We start from the raw sequence: 19,026 nt of genomic DNA, 5'->3' as shown, positions 1-19,026 counted from the left end.
GTCAAGCTTACATGCTCGAATCCATGCTGTCGTCCATGGTCCCGTCCATGCCCTGCATAGTGTCATCCATCTGAGTGTCCATACCCTTATCCATGCCGTCGTCCGACATCATGGGATCAGCACTGCAGGCACCCAGCGCCAGGGCGGCGGCGAACATGACGGGAACGGTGTAAAACTTGATTGATTTGCTGTTCATAGGTTTCTCCTGATTGATCGGGTTCAGCGTGTCCATTACAGCGGCAACGACTCACCACACTGTCACGCAAAACTCACAAATCGATCACGCGCCCATTATCTTTCTTTTATCGTGGTTTTATTGGGCGCATTACTCATCTATTATTTTTTACGGAAGGGCAGCGGACATCCGCAGACACGTTCTCGGGGACAGGGGATACGACTATGAGCACATCATCTTCATTCGACACCGTTGAAATCGCTTCAGCGGCAATTCTTGTGAGTCTACTGGTCATCTTTTTTATTATTTAGCGCTCACACCAATGACATAAAGTCGCCCAGGGCGGACCCGTTTCGGCGGTCCGCCTTTTTTGTTGCCGGCCCCCACCGGGCAGGGCCCGATCAAGTGTGGGCGCGATTGTTACGATATTGTTATTATGACCTTGTCATCCAGAAGGACCTGACCCCAAGTTCAGGGACGATTCCGTCCATGCAGACTTTTAGGAGGGTTCCCGAATGAATGACTCATCGGCACAGATCTGGCAAACCATTTCGACGTTGCTACTACTGATTCTGATTCTCGCGTTTCTGCTGTAGCTGAAAGAGGGGGCTGACCCGCCCCCTTCTTCCATTACAGCGATCCCGCTCAATTGTTTTTGGCGCCCTGCTCGATCCAGGTTCTGAGCACGCGGATCTCGTCGTCCGCCAGCGGCGGCGCCCCAAACGGCATTCTCAGATGATCCTTGCGTGTCACCATCACCATGAAACTGCTGGTTTCCGGAGAACCGGGCACGATCAGCTCGCCATCCTCCTTGGTACCCTCCATTAACGCCTGGTAGCTACTCAGATCCAAACCGCTTTTGCGCGCGCCTTCGCCACCGGCGCTGTGGCAGGTGATACAACGCCACTGGATAATAGGCTCGATATCCCGTTCATAACTGGCCTGCCCCGGCGGCGTCGACTTGAGCGAGGAAAAATAGGCGGCCAGATCCTTCAGGTCGTTCTCCTCGAACCTGGCCAGCTGCAGCCCCATGAGTGAGGATTTCTTCTGCTTAAAGGCCTTCAGTTTGGCGAGCAGATCGGCTTTATCCTGGCCCGCCAGCGGCGGCGCGGCCCCTACCCCCATGCCGTTGTAGCCGTGACAACCGGTACAATAAAAGGCCTTGGCCTGGCCGCGTTGAATGGAGCCCTCGTCCTCGACTGCGGTGGCAATTCCGTTTACCCCAAATAGTGCGGTGAGCAGTATCAGCAGCGTTGTTTTCATCATCCTAGCCTCTTGAACAGGTTTGCACCCGCTTGTAGGCGGGTATCGATGCGGACGGCGCGCAAGGTCAATGATTTATTCGCTCACCAAGCCTTTCGCGAATACCCGCATGGATTACAGGTCTATTCTAGCGCGTTTATGGACGCCCGGCAGCACAATCATTAAAAAATTTTCAGGACTGGTTCACCCTGGCATACAACCAGGAAACAATACCCCGCTTGCCTCAGCGGCGTGGACTACTGCTTGGCATAGTAGGCGGCGATGGCCTTGATTTCGAGCAGACTGAGGACATCGGCCATGGCCACCATGGCGGAGTCCTTGCGTATGCCCTGTTGATACTCCTTCATCGCCTGCACCAGGTAGGGCTCCAGCTGTCCGGCCAGACGCGGTACACCCGGTTGCTCGCTGTAGCCGCGCTCGCCGTGACAACGGCTGCAGCGCTGCTCGACCAGCTGCTGGGGATTATCGGGGAGATAGGTTTTGACCTGTCGCGGCGTCTGCAGGGCGTAATAGGCGGCCAGATCACGCAGGTCCTGATCCGTCAGCTGCTGGGCGACTTCACGCATGCCTTCGTGCGCACGTCCGCCATCGGCATAGGCCCGCGTCGCCTGGATCAAATAGGCGCCGTCCTGCCCCGCCAAGCTGGGGGTGGTAGCCGGATCGGGGCTGATGCCGGCCTCGCCGTGGCAACTGCTGCAGGCGTCGCTCAGGGTCTCGCCGCGGGCGGGGTCACCCTGGCCCGGCCGGCGACTGCTGTGCGGTGTCTGTACCGCATACCAATAGGCCGCCTTTTCAATATCGGTGTCGCTGAAAAAGGAGACGATCTCTTGCATGGCGGCATGCTCGCGGCGCCCTTGTTGATAGGCCTGAGTGGCGCGGCTGAGATATTTCACATGCTGGCCGGTAAGATTGGGCACGCCCGGTGTTTCGCTGTTACCCCCGGGGCCATGACAGCTATTACAGGAGGCGGCGATGCGCTCGCCGTCGGCCAGAGGATCGAAGGCCCTGGGAGAGGAAATATCCGCGTGCAGGGGCGACTGCGGCGTCTGTCGGCTGTAGTAGGCGGCCAGATCGGCGATGGCGCGGTCACCCAGCCCCCGCACCGGGGCACGCATCAACAGCGATTCACGCACGCCGTCGCGATAGTCCTTGATGGCCTTGACCAGGTAGCGCGCCGACTGCCCGGCCAGGTTGGGGATGTGCGGATTCAGGCTATTGCCGTCATAACCGTGACAACCGGCGCAGGCACGCGCGGCGAGTTTGCCCCGGGCCGCGTCGCCGTCCCCCATGGGAGGTGCCTTTTGCGGTTTGCGCGCAGCGAAGTAGGCGGCCAGGTTGTAGATGTCCTGCTCGCTCAAACTGCCCTTGAACTGGGCCATGATCTCGTTGTGGCGTTCACCGCTGACATAACTCTTCAAGGCCGGCACGAAATATTCCACCGCCATGCCGTCGATGCTGGGTATGGCCTGCTCGCGCTGAAAACGGTCGGTCTGGCTGTGGCAGGAACGACAGGCATCGACGATGTGTCGGGCGGCGCGGCGCGCCTGGGCGTCCTTGAGTACGGCCTTGGATGCCTGCCCGGCCACCGCGCCGCGCCAGGGGGTGTCCAAACCGGCATAGTAAGCGGTGACGTCGGCCAGGGTGATGGGGTTGAGATCCTCGCTGACCTGTTTCATGCCTTCATGCGAGCGGGCACCGTTGCCATAGGCCAACAGGGAGCGTACCAAATAGGGCTGTTTCAAACCGGCGATAAACGGCGCACCGCTGGCGGCCTTGACACCGTCCAGACCGTGGCAGTCGGCGCATTGCCCGGCCACCTGGCGGCCCTTGTCGGGATCGCCCACCACCGGAAAAGGCTGCGCCAGGCCCACCGGCGAGGGACTGTCGTCGGCCATAGAAACGGGATCACAGCCGCTTAATAGCAGCAGTGCCAATAGCAGGAGGACCGGACGAAACATCTATCCAATCCCGCCGGCTATTCATCCACCACGGAACAATAGAAGCGCATCTTCACGTCATCCGGCAGTTGGTAGAACCACATCTGGTACAGGGAGATAAAAAACTGCAACGCAAAACAAATCCCCATCAGTGTACCGCTGCCGATCACCACCCAGGCGAAGGGCTCGAAGACCTTGGTGATATACCAGGAGGCGACGTCAAAAATGATCGAAATAAACGGGATCACCATGATCGTAATCTTGAGCCACTCATGGCGGATATAGGCGTGAATAAAAATACTGGCGACGATAAAAAAGATGAAGGTCAGCCCAAACAGATGGATGTGTGACACGCGCACCAGCGTAAACACATCCATGCCTTTGTCTTCCTCGGCGGTCTTTTTGATCGATTCGTAATCCTCCAGACTGGGCAGATGGGGATTGCGATTGTTGTGACAGGTGATGCAGCGGTTGTCGAAAATTCGTTTTATACCTTGCTGATATTCCTTTTCACTGGCACCGTCGCGCACCCAGCTGATGATCTTCAGATTCTCGTCGGCCGGCAACATGCCCGACATGGGCCCCTTCAGCGCCGCCTCCAGCCGGGTGCCGCTCTTGCTGCCGCTGTAGGCGATAATAATGTCCTGCACGGTCAGCATGTCATTGCCGTCGCGACTATGATGCGAAGCGAAGATATAGATCATGGCAAAGGTGTAGCCCAGCCCCAACACGCACAGGGTGCAGGTATAGAGGACCCGTTGCACCAAGGGCAGGTGCGAAAAATGAAGGGAAAAACGCTGGCTCATGGAAAACCTATTAAAGATCGTTGCATCGGACTGATTGGCGATTATGACAACGAAGTATTTAAGCTTGATGACCAAACACCCCGTCTGGCGGCGATTATCCCATAAATGCAACGTCGATGTAACGCCGCCGCTATGACGCTCTGAATAATTATTTGAAGCCCTGAAAAGGTTGGCGCATGATGCTAAAAAAAGGTCTCAGCCGAAACATTCAACCAAGGAGCGGTGCCATGAGAATAGCCACTTTCAATGTCGAAAATCTGGATGAGAACATGTCTCCCTCGCTGGAACAACGTTTTCCCATCCTGAGACCTCAGTTGTTGCGCCTGAACGCAGACATCCTCTGCCTGCAGGAAATTCACGGCCAGGAACGTGAGGGCCAACCGCGTGGACTTTGGGCCTTGCAGGCCTTGATCGAAGGCACGCCCTACCAGGGCTACAACCTGAGCGCCACCGAGACCACGGCGGACCAGGCCTATGACAAGCGCAACCTGGTCATCCTGTCGCGCTACCCCATCCTGGAAACCCGGCAAGTACGCAACGAATACGTGGACGAGCTGGTGTACCGCCGTGTCACCGCCTCGCCGCGCGAGCACGAGGCCAAGGAGGTGCGTTGGGAACGACCCGTGCTGTACGCCAAGATCGGCCATCCGCAAGGGCCCCTCCACGTATTCAACATCCACCTCAAATCACGCGGCCCCTCGGCGGTCCCGGGGCAACGGGAGGGCTGGGGCTTTCGCAGCGTCAGTGGCTGGGCGGAAGGCTACTTCATTTCCTCCATGAAACGGGTCGGCCAGGCGCTGGAGCTGAGACTCATGATCGACGCGCTCTTCGACAACGAGCCGGAGGCCAAAATCATGGTTTGCGGCGACTTCAACGCCGAACCGGGCGAAGTGCCGGTAGAGGCCATCGCCGGGCGGGTGGAAAACACCGGCAACGCCGCTCTCGGCCATCGCCAACTGGTGCCCTGCAGTCTGTCCATTCCGAGTGGCTCACGCTACACCTTGTTGCACGAAGGGCAAGGAAATCTGCTCGACCACGTGATGATCTCGCGTTCATTGTTGACTTATTACCAGGCGGCGGAGATCCACAACGAGGTGCTGCACGACGAATCCATCGCCTTCGCCTCGGACCTCAAATATCCCGAGTCGGATCATGCACCGTTCGTGGCGCAGTTTAGTCTTTAATCCCTCACCATCCTCGACGAAACCGGGCCGAGGGCGGCCGATATCCCTCATATAACCCCAGCCCCCTTGTCCAGGCTCACACGGCACATCAATTAACGATCAAGCACTTACGTGTCTTGGCGCATTCCCATGCACTGACTTCCGCTATTCCCCTTGTTTTGACGCTCAAATTCCCCCTGAAAATGCCGTTAACCACCGTACATTGGACGGTCTGACGCCTATCCATCGTCAAGGCTGACGAAGCACGCCAGCGGCGACCACCGCCGTCACTCGCTCGGGCAAAAGGACACTCAGGCAGGACAAGCAGAACAGGCCCAGGGGCACCAAACCGACTGGGGGCCTGACCAAATTGAGCCAAGTTACAACGCGAGGAGAATACGCCCGATGAAGAGTAAGAATAAACGAATGACACCGCTGACCTGTGTCGTTCCACTGGCAATCACCATTGGTCTGACTGCATGCGGCGGCGGGGGCGGCGGTAGCTCGTCCAGCAGCAGTAGCAGCGCCACCAGCAGGGGTTACACCCTGCCCTCCGAAATTTCGGCGGTTCCCGCCTCGGGCAGCAGTTCCGCCGCGGCCAGCGCCGGCAGTTTCAGCAACGCCATTCATCGCTTATCGAGAGCGGCGGCCGCCAGCGGCCTGCCGGCCGATTCAGATTACGTCAAGACCAAGGGCAGAACCTTTGTCGAAGAACCTGCCTTGGAGCAATTCGATATTATCGAAACCATTTTGACGTCCTTGGCACAAACAAACTATGCCGACGAAGTGGGCACCGGTGCCTATCAGGCCGTCGTCTCCTGGGAAGAAGACAGCGACGGCGTCGATATCAAACAACTGCAAACCTGGACCGTCAAGTCCGAGCTGGTGGACGGCACCCACCCAACCAGCGGCGTCTCACAGAAGGTTAACGTGATTCAGCTCTGGATTCCGGAGACCGATCCCCATTACGGCACCGAGACTCTCATTAAGGCACAGGCCGAGATCTACACCTCCGCTAGCGTGGCGGACGATGGCTCCTTCGAAGACTACGGCGAATGGGACCTGAACGTCTATTTCGACGCCGATCCGACGGGCGTTGACGCCAGCGCGCCGCAGGGTTATTTCGCCGCCAGTGCTCGTATCGACGCCAACGGCAATACCACGCTGAAGGTGGTCGATCGCGGCATGCGCAATGAATGGGACCTGATTGAAGAGATGAAGGGTGTGCTGATACGCAGCGCTAACGAAGGCTACGGTGTGGTGCAATATCCCGATTGGGAGACCTGCTACGACCCCAATAGCGGCACCGATTGCTCCCTGCTCAGCGCCTTCCCCAGCAACAGCGCAAAATATTCTTACAATGGCAACTATCTCGGCGTCCAGGAAGGATCCGACCCGGCGGTCTTTAAGGACCGTGAGTTAGACGGCGCAATCAAGATGGTGCATCGCTACGGCCTGTTCTACGCCGAGGGTGATGCCAACAACAATATCGCCGAAGGCGAAAATGTGGAGAAAAAGGTGTCCTTCGGCTTCCCCGTGCGGTATGAAATGACAGCGCTCAGCGACAACACTAAGCAGTTCGAGGCCTGGGGCTATTACGGTGCCTGGCAGGGTCGTCATGAACTCTGGGGTCCGGAAGGCTTCGTCGTCGACGACGGCGTTAACGCCTCGCCCACCACCTTTACCAAGGCCGACGTCCCGCCCGGCCAGACCGCGCCGACCTACACCATGGCCGAATTTGCCGGCACGTTCACCAAACGTAATCTGGTCAGCGCCACCCTTGACGACATCAAAGGCGTGCCGGTCCAGACCTGGCTCAACAAATCCTATGAGCTGTTCTATATCAACAACGCCTGGCGTTACTGCGCGGATGGCTGGATTGACTGGGGGGCGAATCCCCTCGAGTGTAAGAATCACGATGGATCTTCCAAGGGAGGTTCGGAAAACGGCTTTAGCGCCTTCGATCTCAATCAATTGGTCCTAGCGGAAAACGACCAACGCTGGATATATGTAGGCGGTGACGACAACGGTAGCTTCAAGCAATACCTGTACCTTGACTCCGACCCCGCCATCAGCGGTTTCACATACAGCGGCGAGGGTTTCTATGAAACCGGTGACAATATCGACAACGAAACCGGTCGTCCTTTGCCCAACAGCCCGGCGGCAAAATTGACGCCGGCAAGCGGAGACAATCTGTTCACCGGCATCAGCGGTCAGCTGTTTATCCAATACACCGGCGATTTCAGCGGCGCCAACACAGGCTGGGTTCAGAAAGAGTATCTGGGTGAAGACCCGGTTACGAATCAGCCCACCTTTGGCAACAACGACACTGCGTTCAACCCGGGCCGGGATGAGGAGTACTACATCAACGCCGCCGGCAGCAATTACATCGTAAAACGCAAAGATGCTGCCGACGCTGCGAATTCCTATGATGTCAAACGGGAACTGCAGAATGCGGCCAATCCGGATAACACGGATTCGTCTGCAACGGCGTCTATCCTGCCCGCAGGGACGTCTTATCTGGCGGCGCCTTGGAATACAGATGTCAAATACAGTTTGATCGAAGATCCGGCGGACGCCAACTATCTGCTGCTGGAAGTCTTGTCCGATAGCTCCGGCAACAACACCGTCGGCGCCGTGGCCGATACCAAATGGGGCCTGTTTGCCTACGATGTGTCAGGCAACCCGCTTGCTGGCGATGGCACAACGGTAGCGGTTGACGACTACGGCTTTCCCATTGGTCAAACACGCCCGGTGGAATTCAACTGGGAAAAACCGAGTGACGGCCAGAACTGGGGCAAGCAGCGCTTTCTGAAAGACAGCAACGGCGACTACGTCATCCTGTCCAACCCGATCACGCTGAACAACGTGGCGGTACAGGACAGCGCCGGCACAGCCAAAGGCACGCTCAGCCTGCAGTTCGACGGCTGGATGCACGGCATGCCTGACATGTACCACGAGCTGGAAAAGAACGGCTGGACCATGACACCGGACATCGCCGGCAAGGTGGTTCATATTGCGGCCGGCACCGAGGCCACCGGTGATGACGGCACACGCTATTTCGTCAAGCCGCTGGATACCAGCCTGTTCCTCGGGGTTGTGACAAATTTCCCCAATGGAACGCAACCCGATATAAGCGACGCCAACGCAGTCGACTTGACCTCGCTGCCCAGCTACACCGCCCACAACATGGGCGCGGTACCGACAGGGACGAGCATCAAATACACCGAAGGCAAGGCGGTCGAATAGACCCTGGGCTAAGACGAAGAAGGCGACAGGGACAAGATCGCCGCCAATAACAACCAAGGGGTGCTGGATGCACCCCTTTTTTTGTTTTTGAAGTTATTGCGGCAAGTCGATACCCAGCCGCTTGGCCACTTCTTCATAGGCCTCGACCACCCCACCCAGGCCCTGGCGAAAGCGATCCTTGTCCAGCTTCTCGCGTGTCTGCGCGTCCCACAGACGGCAGCCGTCGGGGCTGAACTCATCGCCCAGCACGATCTCGCCCTTGAACACGCCGAACTCCAGTTTGTAGTCCACCAACAGCATACCGGCGTCGGCGAACAGCTGTTTTAATACGTCGTTGACCTGGAAAGTGAGCTGTTTCATACGCGCCAGCTGTGCCGGCTTAGCCCAGCCGAAGGTCTCGACATGAGACTCGTTGATCATAGGATCATGCAGGGCATCGTTCTTGAGGAATAACTCGAAGGTCGGGGGATTGAGATCCATGCCCTCCTGCACACCCAAACGGCGACAGAGACTACCGGCGGCGATGTTGCGCACCACGCATTCCACGGGGATCATCGCCAGCTTTTTCACCACGGCCTGTGTATCGGAAAGCCGTTGCTCCACATGGACGGGGATGCCGGCCTCGGCCAACCTGTCCATAATAAAGACATTGAAGTAGTTGTTGACCATGCCCTTGCGCGCCAGCTGTTCCACCTTCTCGCCGTCAAAGGCCGACGTGTCGTCGCGGAACTCGAGGATGAGGCGGTCCGGGTCGTCGGTGAGATAGACGGATTTGGCCTTGCCGGCATAGAGCTCTTCGCGTTTCTGCATGGTGATTTAACCTCGTAATTCGGACTGCGTATTATACAACTTCGCGCCAAGCCAGCCCCTGTTCCTGATCGGCGACGCCGATCCAATCGCCGCTGCAGCCGAGCACCGCGGCCAGGGCGTCCCGGGCCAGCTGCGGTTGGTTATTCTCCTCGCTGAGATGGGCGGCGATCAGGTGCTGCAACTTGCCGGTGTTCAGGCGCCCCAGTAGGTCGGCGGCCTGGCGGTTGCTGAGATGGCCGTGACGCCCCCCGACACGCTGTTTTAGCGCGGCCGGATAGCCGCCGTGCAGCAGCAGGTCGCTGTCGTGGTTGCACTCCAGAATCAGGGCGTCGCAGCGGCTCAGCTGCTCTTCGATATGGGGCGTCCAACAGCCCACGTCGGTCAGAATGCCGATGCGGACCTTGCCGTCGCCAAAGACGAACTGCGCCGGTTCGCGGGCATCGTGGGGGACGGGATAGGGGCTGAGCTCCAGATCATCGATGGCGAAGCGCGAATGGCTGTTGAAATGACACAGCTGCGGCAGCGCGCCCAGGCGCCGGTGGCGCGCCGTGCCCGGCGTCATCCATACCGGAATCTGATAGCGCCGCGCCAGCGGACCGACGCCCTTGATATGATCGCCGTGCTCGTGAGTGACGACGATGGCGCTGAGATCGGCGGGCGTCTTGCCCAGCCGCGCCATACGCGCCTCCACCTGGGCAATGCTAAAACCGCAGTCCAGCAACACCAGGGTGGCGCCGGCCTCAACCAGGGTGCCATTGCCGCGGCTGCCGCTGCCCAGGGATGCAAAGCGCATGCTATTCGTCGTCGGGAGCGCTGTTTTCGCTGCGCGCCGCAGCCGCGGTCTCGGGCTCCGCCAACAGTTCCTCGGGCAGGTTGACCGGCGGAGCGACGTCCACCACCGCCGCGGCCGTATCCACCTCGGGCAGGGGCAACATGGTGGGACTCTGCGGCTCCTGCAGGCCGGGCGGAAGCTTGAGCGGCGCGATACTCTGGCTGTTACGGTATTCGAGCCGCTTTTGCTCGATCCCGCTGCAGGCCGACAATAACGCGGCCATCCCCAGCAGGGTCACCCCCCGGCCTAAGCGTGAATTCATCATCAGCCGGGAATCAGAGCACGCCGGCCTGGCGCAGGGCCTGGCGCACGGCGTCGTGGTGCGGGTCCGACAATACCGTCAAGGGCAGGCGGATCCCGTGGCCGATCAGCCCCATCTCCGCCAGCGCCCATTTGACCGGGATAGGATTGGCTTCCAAAAACAGGTTTTCGTGCAGGCCGGCCAGCGGGGCGTCCAGTTCCTCGGCCTTGGCGCGGTCGCCGGCGACGGCGGCGGCACACATCTCGTGAATGGCCTTAGGCACCACATTGGCGGTGACCGAGATCACCCCCTTGCCGCCCATCAGCATGAACTCGCGCGCGGTGGCGTCGTCGCCGCTGTAAAGGTCGAGGCCGTCGCCGCAGCGGTCGAGGATTTCCTGGGCCCGCTGCAGGTCGCCGGTGGCCTCCTTGAGGCCGATGATGTTGGAGATCTTGGCCAGCCGTGCCACAGTGTCGGGCAGCATGTCGCAGGCGGTGCGGCCGGGGACATTGTAGAGGATCTGGGGCATGGCCACTGCCTCGGCAATGGCCTTGAAGTGCTGGTACAGGCCTTCCTGGGTGGGCTTGTTGTAGTACGGCGTCACCAGCAGGCTGGCGTCGGCGCCCGCCTCCATGGCCGCCAGGGTCAAATCGATGGCTTCACGGGTGGAATTGGAACCGGTACCGGCGATGACGGGTAGCCGGCCGGCGGCAAAGTCGACCGTCTTGCGGATGACCTCGCAGTGGTCGGCCTCGTTCAAGGTGGGCGATTCACCGGTGGTGCCCACCGCAACGATGGCGTCGGTGCCGTTGTCGATGTGGAACTCCACCAGGCGTTCCAGCGCCGCATAATCGAGGCTGCCGTCCACCTGCATGGGCGTTACCAAGGCCACCATACTGCCGTGAAACATAGATTTTCCCCGTGCTCCAGAAAAACGCTCATGGTACTTCCGGCCCGGACATAAGACAAGCCCGTTCCACCCCCCGGGAAACTGGCGTATGATTTATTATCGTAGAGCCTGAGTTAACCAACTAAGTAGTTCGAGCACATGTCAAAACACCTGGTAATCACCGCGGTTGGCGACGACCGCCCCGGCATCGTCAACGACCTGACAAGACACCTTCTCGACAGCGGCTGTAACATTCTCGACAGCCGCATGACCATCCTGGGCGGCGAATTCGCCCTGATTCTGTTGTTGTCCGGCAACTGGAGCTCCATTGCCAAAGTCGAGGAAACCCTGCCGCGCGTGGCGGACAAGCTCGGTCTGACCCTCAATCTCAAACGCACCGAGCGCCGTAGTCCGCGCGGCAACCTGCTCAGCTACCATGTGGACGCATTGGCCATCGACCAACCCGGACTGGTGCACCGCGTCGCCGACTTTTTTTCCAGTCGCGGCATCAATATCGAAACCCTCAATACCGATTCCTATAATGCCGCCCACACCGGCACCCCCATGTTCGCCATCAGCATGACGGTCAACATTCCATCCGCGCAATCCATCGCCCAGATCCGGGAACAATACCTGGATTTTTGTGACAGCCTGAACATGGACGGCATGATGGAGCCGGTGCGCGCTTAAACACTACCCAAGCGAGGAGACTCACTCATGAGCAGCGTAGCGATCGGCAAGAAAGTGCCGGACTTCGAACTGCCCGCCACGGGCGATCAGAATATCAAACTGTCTCAGCTCAAGGGCCAGAATCTGGTGCTGTATTTTTACCCCAAGGACAGCACCCCGGGCTGCACCAAGGAAGGCCAGGCCTTTCGCGACGATTACAACAAGTTCAAGCGCGCCAACACCGTGGTGCTGGGCATCTCGCGCGACAGTGTCAAATCACACGAGAACTTCAAAGCGAAACAGGAATTCCCTTTCGAGCTGCTGTCGGATCAGGACGAAGCGCTGTGCACGCTATTCGACGTCATTAAGATGAAAAATATGTACGGCAAACAGGTGCGCGGCATCGAGCGCAGCACCTTCCTGATCGACGCCAAGGGCGTGTTGCGCCGGGAGTGGCGCAAGGTCAAGGTCGACGGCCACGCCGAGGAGGTGCTGGCGGCGGCGAAAGAATTGAATAAATAAATTCACAGCGGAGACGTTAGTATTAATATGCCCAATAAACGTATACGTGATCGCAGCCCCAAACGCTTTTTTGTGCTCGATACCAATGTGTTGATGCACGACCCCAGCTGCCTCTACCGATTTCAGGAACACGACATCTTCCTGCCCATGGTGGTGCTGGAGGAACTGGACCAGAACAAACGCGGCCATTCCGAAGTGGCCCGCAACGCCCGCCAGGCCAGCCGCATCATGGAAGACCTGATCGTCGGCGCCAAGAAGAAGGATATCGAAAAGGGTATCAAACTGCCGGAACCCCTAAATAGCAGCTACGAAAGCGGTCATGTCTTTTTTCAGACCCGTCACCTGACCTACGACCTGCCCCCCAGCCTGCCGGGCAACATGCCCGACAACAATATCCTGGCCACGGCGCTGGCACTGCAGAAATCGCGCAGCGACGCTAAAGTGATCATCGTCTCCAAGGACATCAACCTGCGTATCAAGGCTGCGGCACTGGGGATTCTGGCGGAGGATTATCAGGACGACCAGGTGCTCGATGACCTCAGCCTGCTCTACACCGGCAAGACCGAACTGGACGAGAACTTCTGGGAGAACCACGCCAAGGAGCTGGAGTCGTGGATGGAGGAAGGCCGCACCTTCTATAAGGTGACGGGTGACGACCTGGAAGAATGGTACCCGAACGAATTGATCTATGACGTCAAAGACAATGCCTTTCAGGCCATGGTGCGAGAGGTCAACGGCGTCGAGGCCAAGCTGGAGATGTGCCGGAATTTTTACCGTTCACATCATTCGGTATGGGGCATTAACGCCCGTAACCGGGAACAGAATTTCGCCCTCAATCTGCTCATGGACCCGGAGATCGATTTCGTCAGTCTGCTCGGCAACGCCGGTACCGGTAAAACCCTGCTCACCCTGGCCGCGGGTCTGGCCCAGGTGCTGGACGATCAACGCTATCACGAGATCATCGTCACCCGCGCCACCGTACCCATGGGCGAGGACATCGGCTTCCTGCCGGGCACGGAAGAGGAAAAGATGGTGCCGTGGATGGGTGCCCTGATGGACAACCTGGAGGTGCTCTCCACCGGCGAGGGCGGTGAATGGGGGCGGGCCGCCACCAACGACCTGCTGCGCAACCGCATCAAGATCCATTCGCTGAACTACATGCGCGGTCGGACCTTTTTGAAGAAGTACGTCATCATCGACGAAGCCCAGAACCTGACCTCGAAACAGATGAAGTCTCTCATCACCCGCGCCGGCCCGGGCACCAAAGTGGTCTGTCTCGGTAATATCGCCCAGATCGACACCCCCTATCTGACCGAGACCACCTCAGGCCTGACCTATGTGGTGGATCGTTTCAAGAACTGGCAGAACAGCGGTCACATCACCCTGATCAGCGGCGAACGCTCGCGGCTGGCCGACTTCGCCGCCGAAATTCTCTGAGCCGGACTCTTTGAAATCAGTTGTCCGGCGTCTCTGCCACGGTGTCGGAAAGCTTGGGCCAGGCGTCGATGACGGCCTTAACCAGCGTCGCCAGCGGGATGGCAAAGAAAATGCCCCAGAACCCCCACACACCGCCGAAGATCAGGATGGCGACGATGATGGCGATGGGATGCAGGTTAACGGCTTCCGAAAACAGCCAGGGTACCAGCACATTGCCGTCCACGGCCTGGATGATCAAATAGGCCAGCGCCAGATAGGCGAAATCGGCGCCCCAACCCCATTGGAAGAACCCGATCAACAGCACCGGGGCCGTCACCACGACGGCGCCGATATAGGGCACCACCACCGACAAGCCGACTGCGGCCCCCAGCAGACTGGCGTATTGCAGACCCATCAGGGCGAATACGACATAGGAGACGAGCCCGACAATCATGATCTCGGCAAACTTGCCGCGTACATAGTTACCGATCTGGCGGTCCATCTCACGCCAGACGCGTAGCGCCACGCCGCGTTCCCTGGGCATATAGCGGGTGATCCAGTCGAGTATCTTGTGTTTGTCCTTCATGAAGAAAAACACCAACACCGGTAACAAGACCAGATACACCAGCATAGTAAAGAGGGTGGAAATGGATGCCAATGAAAAGGACAGCAGGTTTTGTCCCATTTCGGTTAAACCGGAACGTATCGCGGTCATAATTTCATTGACCTGCGCTTCGCTGAATATATGGGGATAGAGTTCGGGCAGGCGCAGCAAGGCGCGCTGTCCCTCCGAGACCATATTGGGAATTTCCTGCACCAGCTGGGCGACCTGCTTGGACAGCAGCGGCACCAGACCGAGGAACACGAATAACAGGAAGGTCAGGAATATCAGGAACACCAACATCACCGCCGACAGGCGTCCCATGCCGTGGTTTTCCAATAGCCGCACCACGCCCTCGAGCAGATAGGCAATCACCACACTGGCAAGCACAGGCGCAAGCATATCGCCGAAAAAGATCACCACAGTAAAGCCGAGGATGAGCAATACCGCCAGGATCACACCTTCCGGATCGGAGAAATATTTTTTAAACCAGCGCCCCAGTACGTTTTCCATCACTATCCTTGTATTGACTAAATTCTGCGCCGACTGCGCTTAATGTACCGCGTCATTGGCCGTACCTATTTCGGCAATACTTCTACCTTGGTCCCAATTTGCAGAGACAATTGCTTGGCCGCACTGCCGCAATTGACCGCCAGCTCCATCAGGCCGTTGGAGTTTTCATACCAGAACGCCTGGCCCGGCAGTACGTCGGCAAATGTTCGGGCGCGGTTCAGCGCCTGTCCATTGACCCCGATCACAGCCGCCGGGGGAAGCTCGCTTGCACGCACACCGGTCATGGCGTTGCCGTAGTCGTCTACATAGATCACTTCATAAAGATCGGCCGCCACGTCGTCAACTATAAACGGCTGAACCGGCCCTAACCAGTCACCGGGGACGGTGCGCTGATCCAGATGCGCGGCGATGGGGGCAAAAAGATCGCGGCCGTGAAAACTGGCCGACAAATTGGCCGGTCGCCACAGGATTTCTGTTTTGGCCGCGCTCCGCGCCCGTGTGCCAAGCACATCAAACAGGCCGTTGTCCGGTCCGACAAAATACCTGTCTTCGACCGAGACCACCACGGGTTGACGCTGTGCGCTGCCCACGCCGGGATCGATCACCGCCAGAAACACCGTCGCCGCAGGAACATAATCGACATAGGCGGCCAACAGATACGCCGACGCCCTGGGATTAAACCCCGGCGCATTGGCGAATAGATTGATCACACGGGCGGTCGGATTTACGCCATAGATCGCCGCTTGCATCTGACCGACATAAGGACCGTTGAGACCAAAGTCTGTAAACAACATGATCACGGGATCCACCCCCCGACAATCAAAGAACCACTTTGCCACCAATAAAAAAACCGGGCAATGCCCGGCTTCTTCACATATCTATGTTCCAGCGCCTTACTCCGCAGCAGCGGCCTCGGGACGATCGACCAGCTCAACAATCGCCATAGGCGCGTTGTCACCGGCCCGGTAACCACACTTGAGAATGCGCAGATAACCGCCGGGACGCGCCTTGTAACGCGGCCCCAGTTCGCTAAACAGCTTGCCCACTGCCTGCTTGCTGCTCAGACGGCTGAAGGCCAGACGGCGCTTGGCGACACTGTCTTCCTTAGCCATGGTAATCAACGGCTCTGCATGGCGACGCAGTTCCTTGGCCTTGGGCAAAGTAGTCTTAATCACTTCATGCTCAATCAATGAGGCAGTGAGGTTCTTAAACATCGCCTTACGATGAGTACTGTTACGTCCTAATTGACGACCACTTTTGCGGTGACGCATGACTTAATTCCTTATGGTTTCTAGCTAGCTACAAGTCCGGCCAAATCCAGCTTAGGCTGAGGCTTTTTCATCCCGCTTTAGGCTGGCCGGCGGCCAATTTTCCAAACGCATACCCAGCGACAAGCCGTGGGTAGCCAATACATCTTTGATCTCAGTCAGCGACTTTTTACCCAGATTCGGTGTCTTCAGCAGTTCAACTTCAGTACGCTGAATCAGGTCGCCGATGTAATAAATATTCTCCGCCTTGAGGCAGTTGGCGGAACGCACCGTCAACTCCAGATCATCCACCGGGCGCAACAGAATCGGATCAATCTCGGCTTCCTGGGGCTCGGACTTGGTCTCCTCAGTACCCTGCAAATCGACGAAAATCGACAACTGATCACGCAGGATGTTGGCGGCACGGCGGATGGCCTCCTCCGGGTCGATCGCACCATTGGTTTCCATGTCGATAATCAGCTTATCCAGGTCGGTGCGCTGTTCGACACGGGCACGCTCGACAGAATAGGCGACGCGACGCACGGGGCTGAACGTTGCATCCAGCCGCAAATGGCCGATCGGGCGGCTCTCTTCGGAATCATCCCGCGCCGTGGCGGCAACATAGCCGCGACCCATGGTCACCTTCAGCGTGGCATTCAGCTTACCGACATCGGTGAGATTGGCGATAATATGATCAGGGTTCACAATATCAACATTGTGCGGCACTTGGATATCACTGGCACGCACCGGACCGGCACCGGTTTTGTTGATGGTCAGCGTTGCTTCATTGCCTTCGTGCAGACGAACGGCAAGCTCTTTGAGGTTGAGCAGAATCTCGATGACATCCTCTTGCACACCTTCGATACTGGTGTACTCATGCAGCACACCTTCGATCTCGGCTTCGACGACCGCTGCTCCCGGCATGGAAGACAACAGAATGCGCCGCAGTGCATTACCGAGCGTATGGCCGAAACCACGTTCCAGAGGTTCCAAAGCGACCTTGGCATGTGTGTTGCTGATTTCCTGTACATCAACAACCCGGGGTTTCAAAAACTCAGTTACTGAGCCTTGCATATGCTCTCCTCGTATAAATCTGGAAGCTGATAAATATATTCAACAAAAAGCGGTTACTTCGAGTACAGCTCGACAACCAGGCTCTCGTTGATCTCTGCGGGCAAATCGCTGCGCTCAGGCACATTCTTGAACAGGCCCTGCATCTTGGTCACATCAACCTCAACCCAGTCGACCAAGCCGCGCTGCTGCGCGAATTCCAGCGCGGATTTAATGCGCAGCTGCTTCTTGGCCTTTTCGCTGACGGCGATGGTATCGTTTGGATTCACTTGGTAGCTGGGAATATTGACCTTTTCGCCGTTGACGGTGACACCGTTGTGGCGCACCAGCTGACGGGCCTCGGTACGTGATGAACCGAACCCCATGCGATACACGACGTTATCCAGACGCCCTTCCAGCAGCTTGAGCAGGTTTTCACCGGTGGATCCCTTGCGACGGTCCGCCTCTTTATAATAAGAGCGGAATTGAGCTTCCAGGATGCCGTAGGTGCGGCGCAGCTTTTGCTTTTCGCGCAGCTGCAGGCCGTAGTCGGTCAGACGGCTGCGACGCTGGCCATGCTGACCCGGGGGGAAAGCGCGGTTTTCAATTGCGCATTTGGACGTGTAGCACTTCTCCCCTTTAAGGAAGAGCTTCTCGCCTTCGCGGCGACACAAACGACATTTCGAGCCTATATACCTAGCCACAACAGTTCTCCGAATTAAACGCGACGTTTCTTAGGAGGACGACAGCCGTTATGAGGAATAGGCGTTACGTCCGTGATGCTATTGATTTTGAAGCCATTCGCATTGAGGGCGCGGACAGCGGATTCACGTCCCGGACCGGGGCCCTTGACCATGACATCCATATTTTTCATACCGAATTCTTTGACCACGGAACCCGCCTTTTCCGCCGCCACCTGGGCTGCGAAGGGCGTGCTCTTACGCGATCCGCGAAAGCCAGAGCCACCGGCGGTCGCCCAAGCCAGCGTATTGCCCTGGCGATCGGTGATGGTGATGATTGTATTGTTGAATGACGCATGAATATGCGCGATCCCATCCGCTACATCTTTCTTTACGCGCTTACGCGTACGTGTGCTTGGCTTTGCCATATCTTCTTAATCCCGTCTTTATCTCTTAATCGGCTTGCGCGGGCCCTTACGGGTCCGGGCGTTGGTGCGGGTACGCTGACCGCGCAGCGGCAAGCCGCGGCGATGACGCAGCCCACGATAGCAGCCCAGATCCATCAAGCGCTTGATGTTCATGGAGACTTCCCGGCGCAGATCGCCCTCGACGGCCAATTTGGCGATTTCGCCACGCAGCGCCTCTATTTCGGCCTCGGGCAAATCCTTAACCTTGGTGGTGGGGTCGATACCGGCGGCAGTACAAATAGTACGCGCACGCGGACGACCAATTCCGTAAATCGCCGTCAAGGCAATTTCGGCATGCTTATTCACCGGAATATTGATTCCTGCAATACGAGCCATCTCAGGCAAACTCCTTTACTCAGGCCAAAAGGCCATCGAAAAACGCCGAATTTTAGCTTCGAATGCTTGTTAAATCAAGCGTTCAAGCCCCTATCAGAATGAAAATTCTCGTTTTTAACCCTGACGCTGCTTATGACGCGTGTCTTTGCAGATCACTCGA

General features: G+C 57.9%; 20 protein-coding genes. 5 read left to right on the top strand and 15 right to left on the bottom strand.

Annotated elements, in window-relative coordinates; translation table 11 throughout:
- Window positions 1-7 precede the first annotated feature (7 nt).
- From Tel_04240 to Tel_04225, 4 genes are all read right to left on the bottom strand, one after another.
- Window positions 8-232: a hypothetical protein gene (locus Tel_04240; protein ID ALP52414.1), complete on the bottom strand. Its 225-nt coding sequence runs from the start codon at window positions 230-232 to the stop codon at window positions 8-10.
- Between the two features lie 588 nt (window positions 233-820).
- Window positions 821-1,441 (bottom strand): hypothetical protein, encoded by a 621-nt coding sequence (locus tag Tel_04235; protein ID ALP52413.1) that lies wholly within the window; start codon window positions 1,439-1,441, stop codon window positions 821-823.
- Between the two features lie 233 nt (window positions 1,442-1,674).
- On the bottom strand, window positions 1,675-3,333 hold the full coding sequence (locus Tel_04230) for a hypothetical protein (protein ID ALP52412.1): 1,659 nt from the start codon (window positions 3,331-3,333) through the stop codon (window positions 1,675-1,677).
- Between the two features lie 80 nt (window positions 3,334-3,413).
- On the bottom strand, window positions 3,414-4,181 hold the full coding sequence (locus tag Tel_04225; protein ID ALP52411.1) for a hypothetical protein: 768 nt from the start codon (window positions 4,179-4,181) through the stop codon (window positions 3,414-3,416).
- A gap of 227 nt (window positions 4,182-4,408) precedes the next feature.
- On the opposite strand from Tel_04225, the gene Tel_04220 reads away from it, so the two are divergent.
- Together Tel_04220 and Tel_04215 are read left to right on the top strand one after the other, a co-directional pair.
- Window positions 4,409-5,365, top strand: a complete 957-nt coding sequence (locus tag Tel_04220; protein ALP52410.1) for an endonuclease — start codon at window positions 4,409-4,411, stop codon at window positions 5,363-5,365.
- Between the two features lie 405 nt (window positions 5,366-5,770).
- Window positions 5,771-8,593 (top strand): hypothetical protein, encoded by a 2,823-nt coding sequence (locus Tel_04215; protein ID ALP52409.1) that lies wholly within the window; start codon window positions 5,771-5,773, stop codon window positions 8,591-8,593.
- 93 nt (window positions 8,594-8,686) lie between these two features.
- Here Tel_04215 and Tel_04210 read toward each other — a convergent pair whose 3' ends face one another.
- From Tel_04210 to Tel_04195, 4 genes are read right to left on the bottom strand one after another with little or no spacing between them, the layout of a single operon-like run.
- On the bottom strand, window positions 8,687-9,403 hold the full coding sequence (locus Tel_04210; protein ID ALP52408.1) for a phosphoribosylaminoimidazole-succinocarboxamide synthase: 717 nt from the start codon (window positions 9,401-9,403) through the stop codon (window positions 8,687-8,689).
- 31 nt (window positions 9,404-9,434) lie between these two features.
- The gene (locus Tel_04205) at window positions 9,435-10,196 is read right to left on the bottom strand and encodes an MBL fold metallo-hydrolase (GenBank protein ALP52407.1); all 762 of its coding nucleotides are present in this window, start codon (window positions 10,194-10,196) and stop codon (window positions 9,435-9,437) included.
- Between the two features lies 1 nt (window position 10,197).
- Window positions 10,198-10,473 carry a hypothetical protein gene (locus Tel_04200; protein ID ALP52406.1) on the bottom strand — a complete coding sequence of 92 codons (276 nt, stop codon included), beginning with the start codon at window positions 10,471-10,473 and terminating at the stop codon, window positions 10,198-10,200.
- A gap of 37 nt (window positions 10,474-10,510) precedes the next feature.
- The gene (locus Tel_04195) at window positions 10,511-11,386 is read right to left on the bottom strand and encodes a 4-hydroxy-tetrahydrodipicolinate synthase (GenBank protein ID ALP52405.1); all 876 of its coding nucleotides are present in this window, start codon (window positions 11,384-11,386) and stop codon (window positions 10,511-10,513) included.
- A 138-nt stretch (window positions 11,387-11,524) separates the two neighbouring features.
- On the opposite strand from Tel_04195, the gene Tel_04190 reads away from it, so the two are divergent.
- The 3 genes from Tel_04190 to Tel_04180 are packed head-to-tail and all read left to right on the top strand — an operon-like array spanning window position 11,525 to window position 13,993.
- Entirely contained in the window at window positions 11,525-12,055 is a 531-nt protein-coding gene (locus Tel_04190) for a glycine cleavage system protein R (protein ALP52404.1), read from the top strand.
- Between the two features lie 27 nt (window positions 12,056-12,082).
- On the top strand, window positions 12,083-12,556 hold the full coding sequence (locus tag Tel_04185; GenBank protein ALP52403.1) for a peroxiredoxin: 474 nt from the start codon (window positions 12,083-12,085) through the stop codon (window positions 12,554-12,556).
- A gap of 27 nt (window positions 12,557-12,583) precedes the next feature.
- Entirely contained in the window at window positions 12,584-13,993 is a 1,410-nt protein-coding gene (locus Tel_04180) for a phosphate starvation-inducible protein PhoH (protein ID ALP52402.1), read from the top strand.
- Window positions 13,994-14,009: 16 nt separating this feature from the next.
- Here the strand turns inward: Tel_04180 and Tel_04175 are convergent, their stop codons facing one another.
- From Tel_04175 to Tel_04145, 7 genes are all read right to left on the bottom strand, one after another.
- The gene (locus tag Tel_04175) at window positions 14,010-15,086 is read right to left on the bottom strand and encodes a permease (GenBank protein ALP52401.1); all 1,077 of its coding nucleotides are present in this window, start codon (window positions 15,084-15,086) and stop codon (window positions 14,010-14,012) included.
- A 65-nt stretch (window positions 15,087-15,151) separates the two neighbouring features.
- Window positions 15,152-15,886 carry a hypothetical protein gene (locus Tel_04170; protein ID ALP54733.1) on the bottom strand — a complete coding sequence of 245 codons (735 nt, stop codon included), beginning with the start codon at window positions 15,884-15,886 and terminating at the stop codon, window positions 15,152-15,154.
- Window positions 15,887-15,979: 93 nt separating this feature from the next.
- Window positions 15,980-16,357, bottom strand: a complete 378-nt coding sequence (gene rplQ / locus Tel_04165) for a 50S ribosomal protein L17 (GenBank protein ID ALP52400.1) — start codon at window positions 16,355-16,357, stop codon at window positions 15,980-15,982.
- Between the two features lie 51 nt (window positions 16,358-16,408).
- A complete protein-coding gene (locus Tel_04160) occupies window positions 16,409-17,407 on the bottom strand; it encodes a DNA-directed RNA polymerase subunit alpha (GenBank protein ALP52399.1) in 999 nt (332 codons plus the stop codon).
- A 53-nt stretch (window positions 17,408-17,460) separates the two neighbouring features.
- Window positions 17,461-18,087, bottom strand: a complete 627-nt coding sequence (locus tag Tel_04155) for a 30S ribosomal protein S4 (protein ALP52398.1) — start codon at window positions 18,085-18,087, stop codon at window positions 17,461-17,463.
- 14 nt (window positions 18,088-18,101) lie between these two features.
- Window positions 18,102-18,491: a 30S ribosomal protein S11 gene (locus tag Tel_04150; GenBank protein ID ALP52397.1), complete on the bottom strand. Its 390-nt coding sequence runs from the start codon at window positions 18,489-18,491 to the stop codon at window positions 18,102-18,104.
- 18 nt (window positions 18,492-18,509) lie between these two features.
- Complete coding sequence (locus Tel_04145; protein ID ALP52396.1) at window positions 18,510-18,866, bottom strand: 30S ribosomal protein S13; 357 nt, start codon at window positions 18,864-18,866, stop codon at window positions 18,510-18,512.
- Window positions 18,867-19,026: the final 160 nt, after the last annotated feature.

The organism is Candidatus Tenderia electrophaga, from assembly GCA_001447805.1.
In the GTDB taxonomy this organism is placed as follows: domain Bacteria; phylum Pseudomonadota; class Gammaproteobacteria; order Tenderiales; family Tenderiaceae; genus Tenderia; species Tenderia electrophaga.
This window is presented reverse-complemented; position numbering and strand designations above follow the sequence as displayed.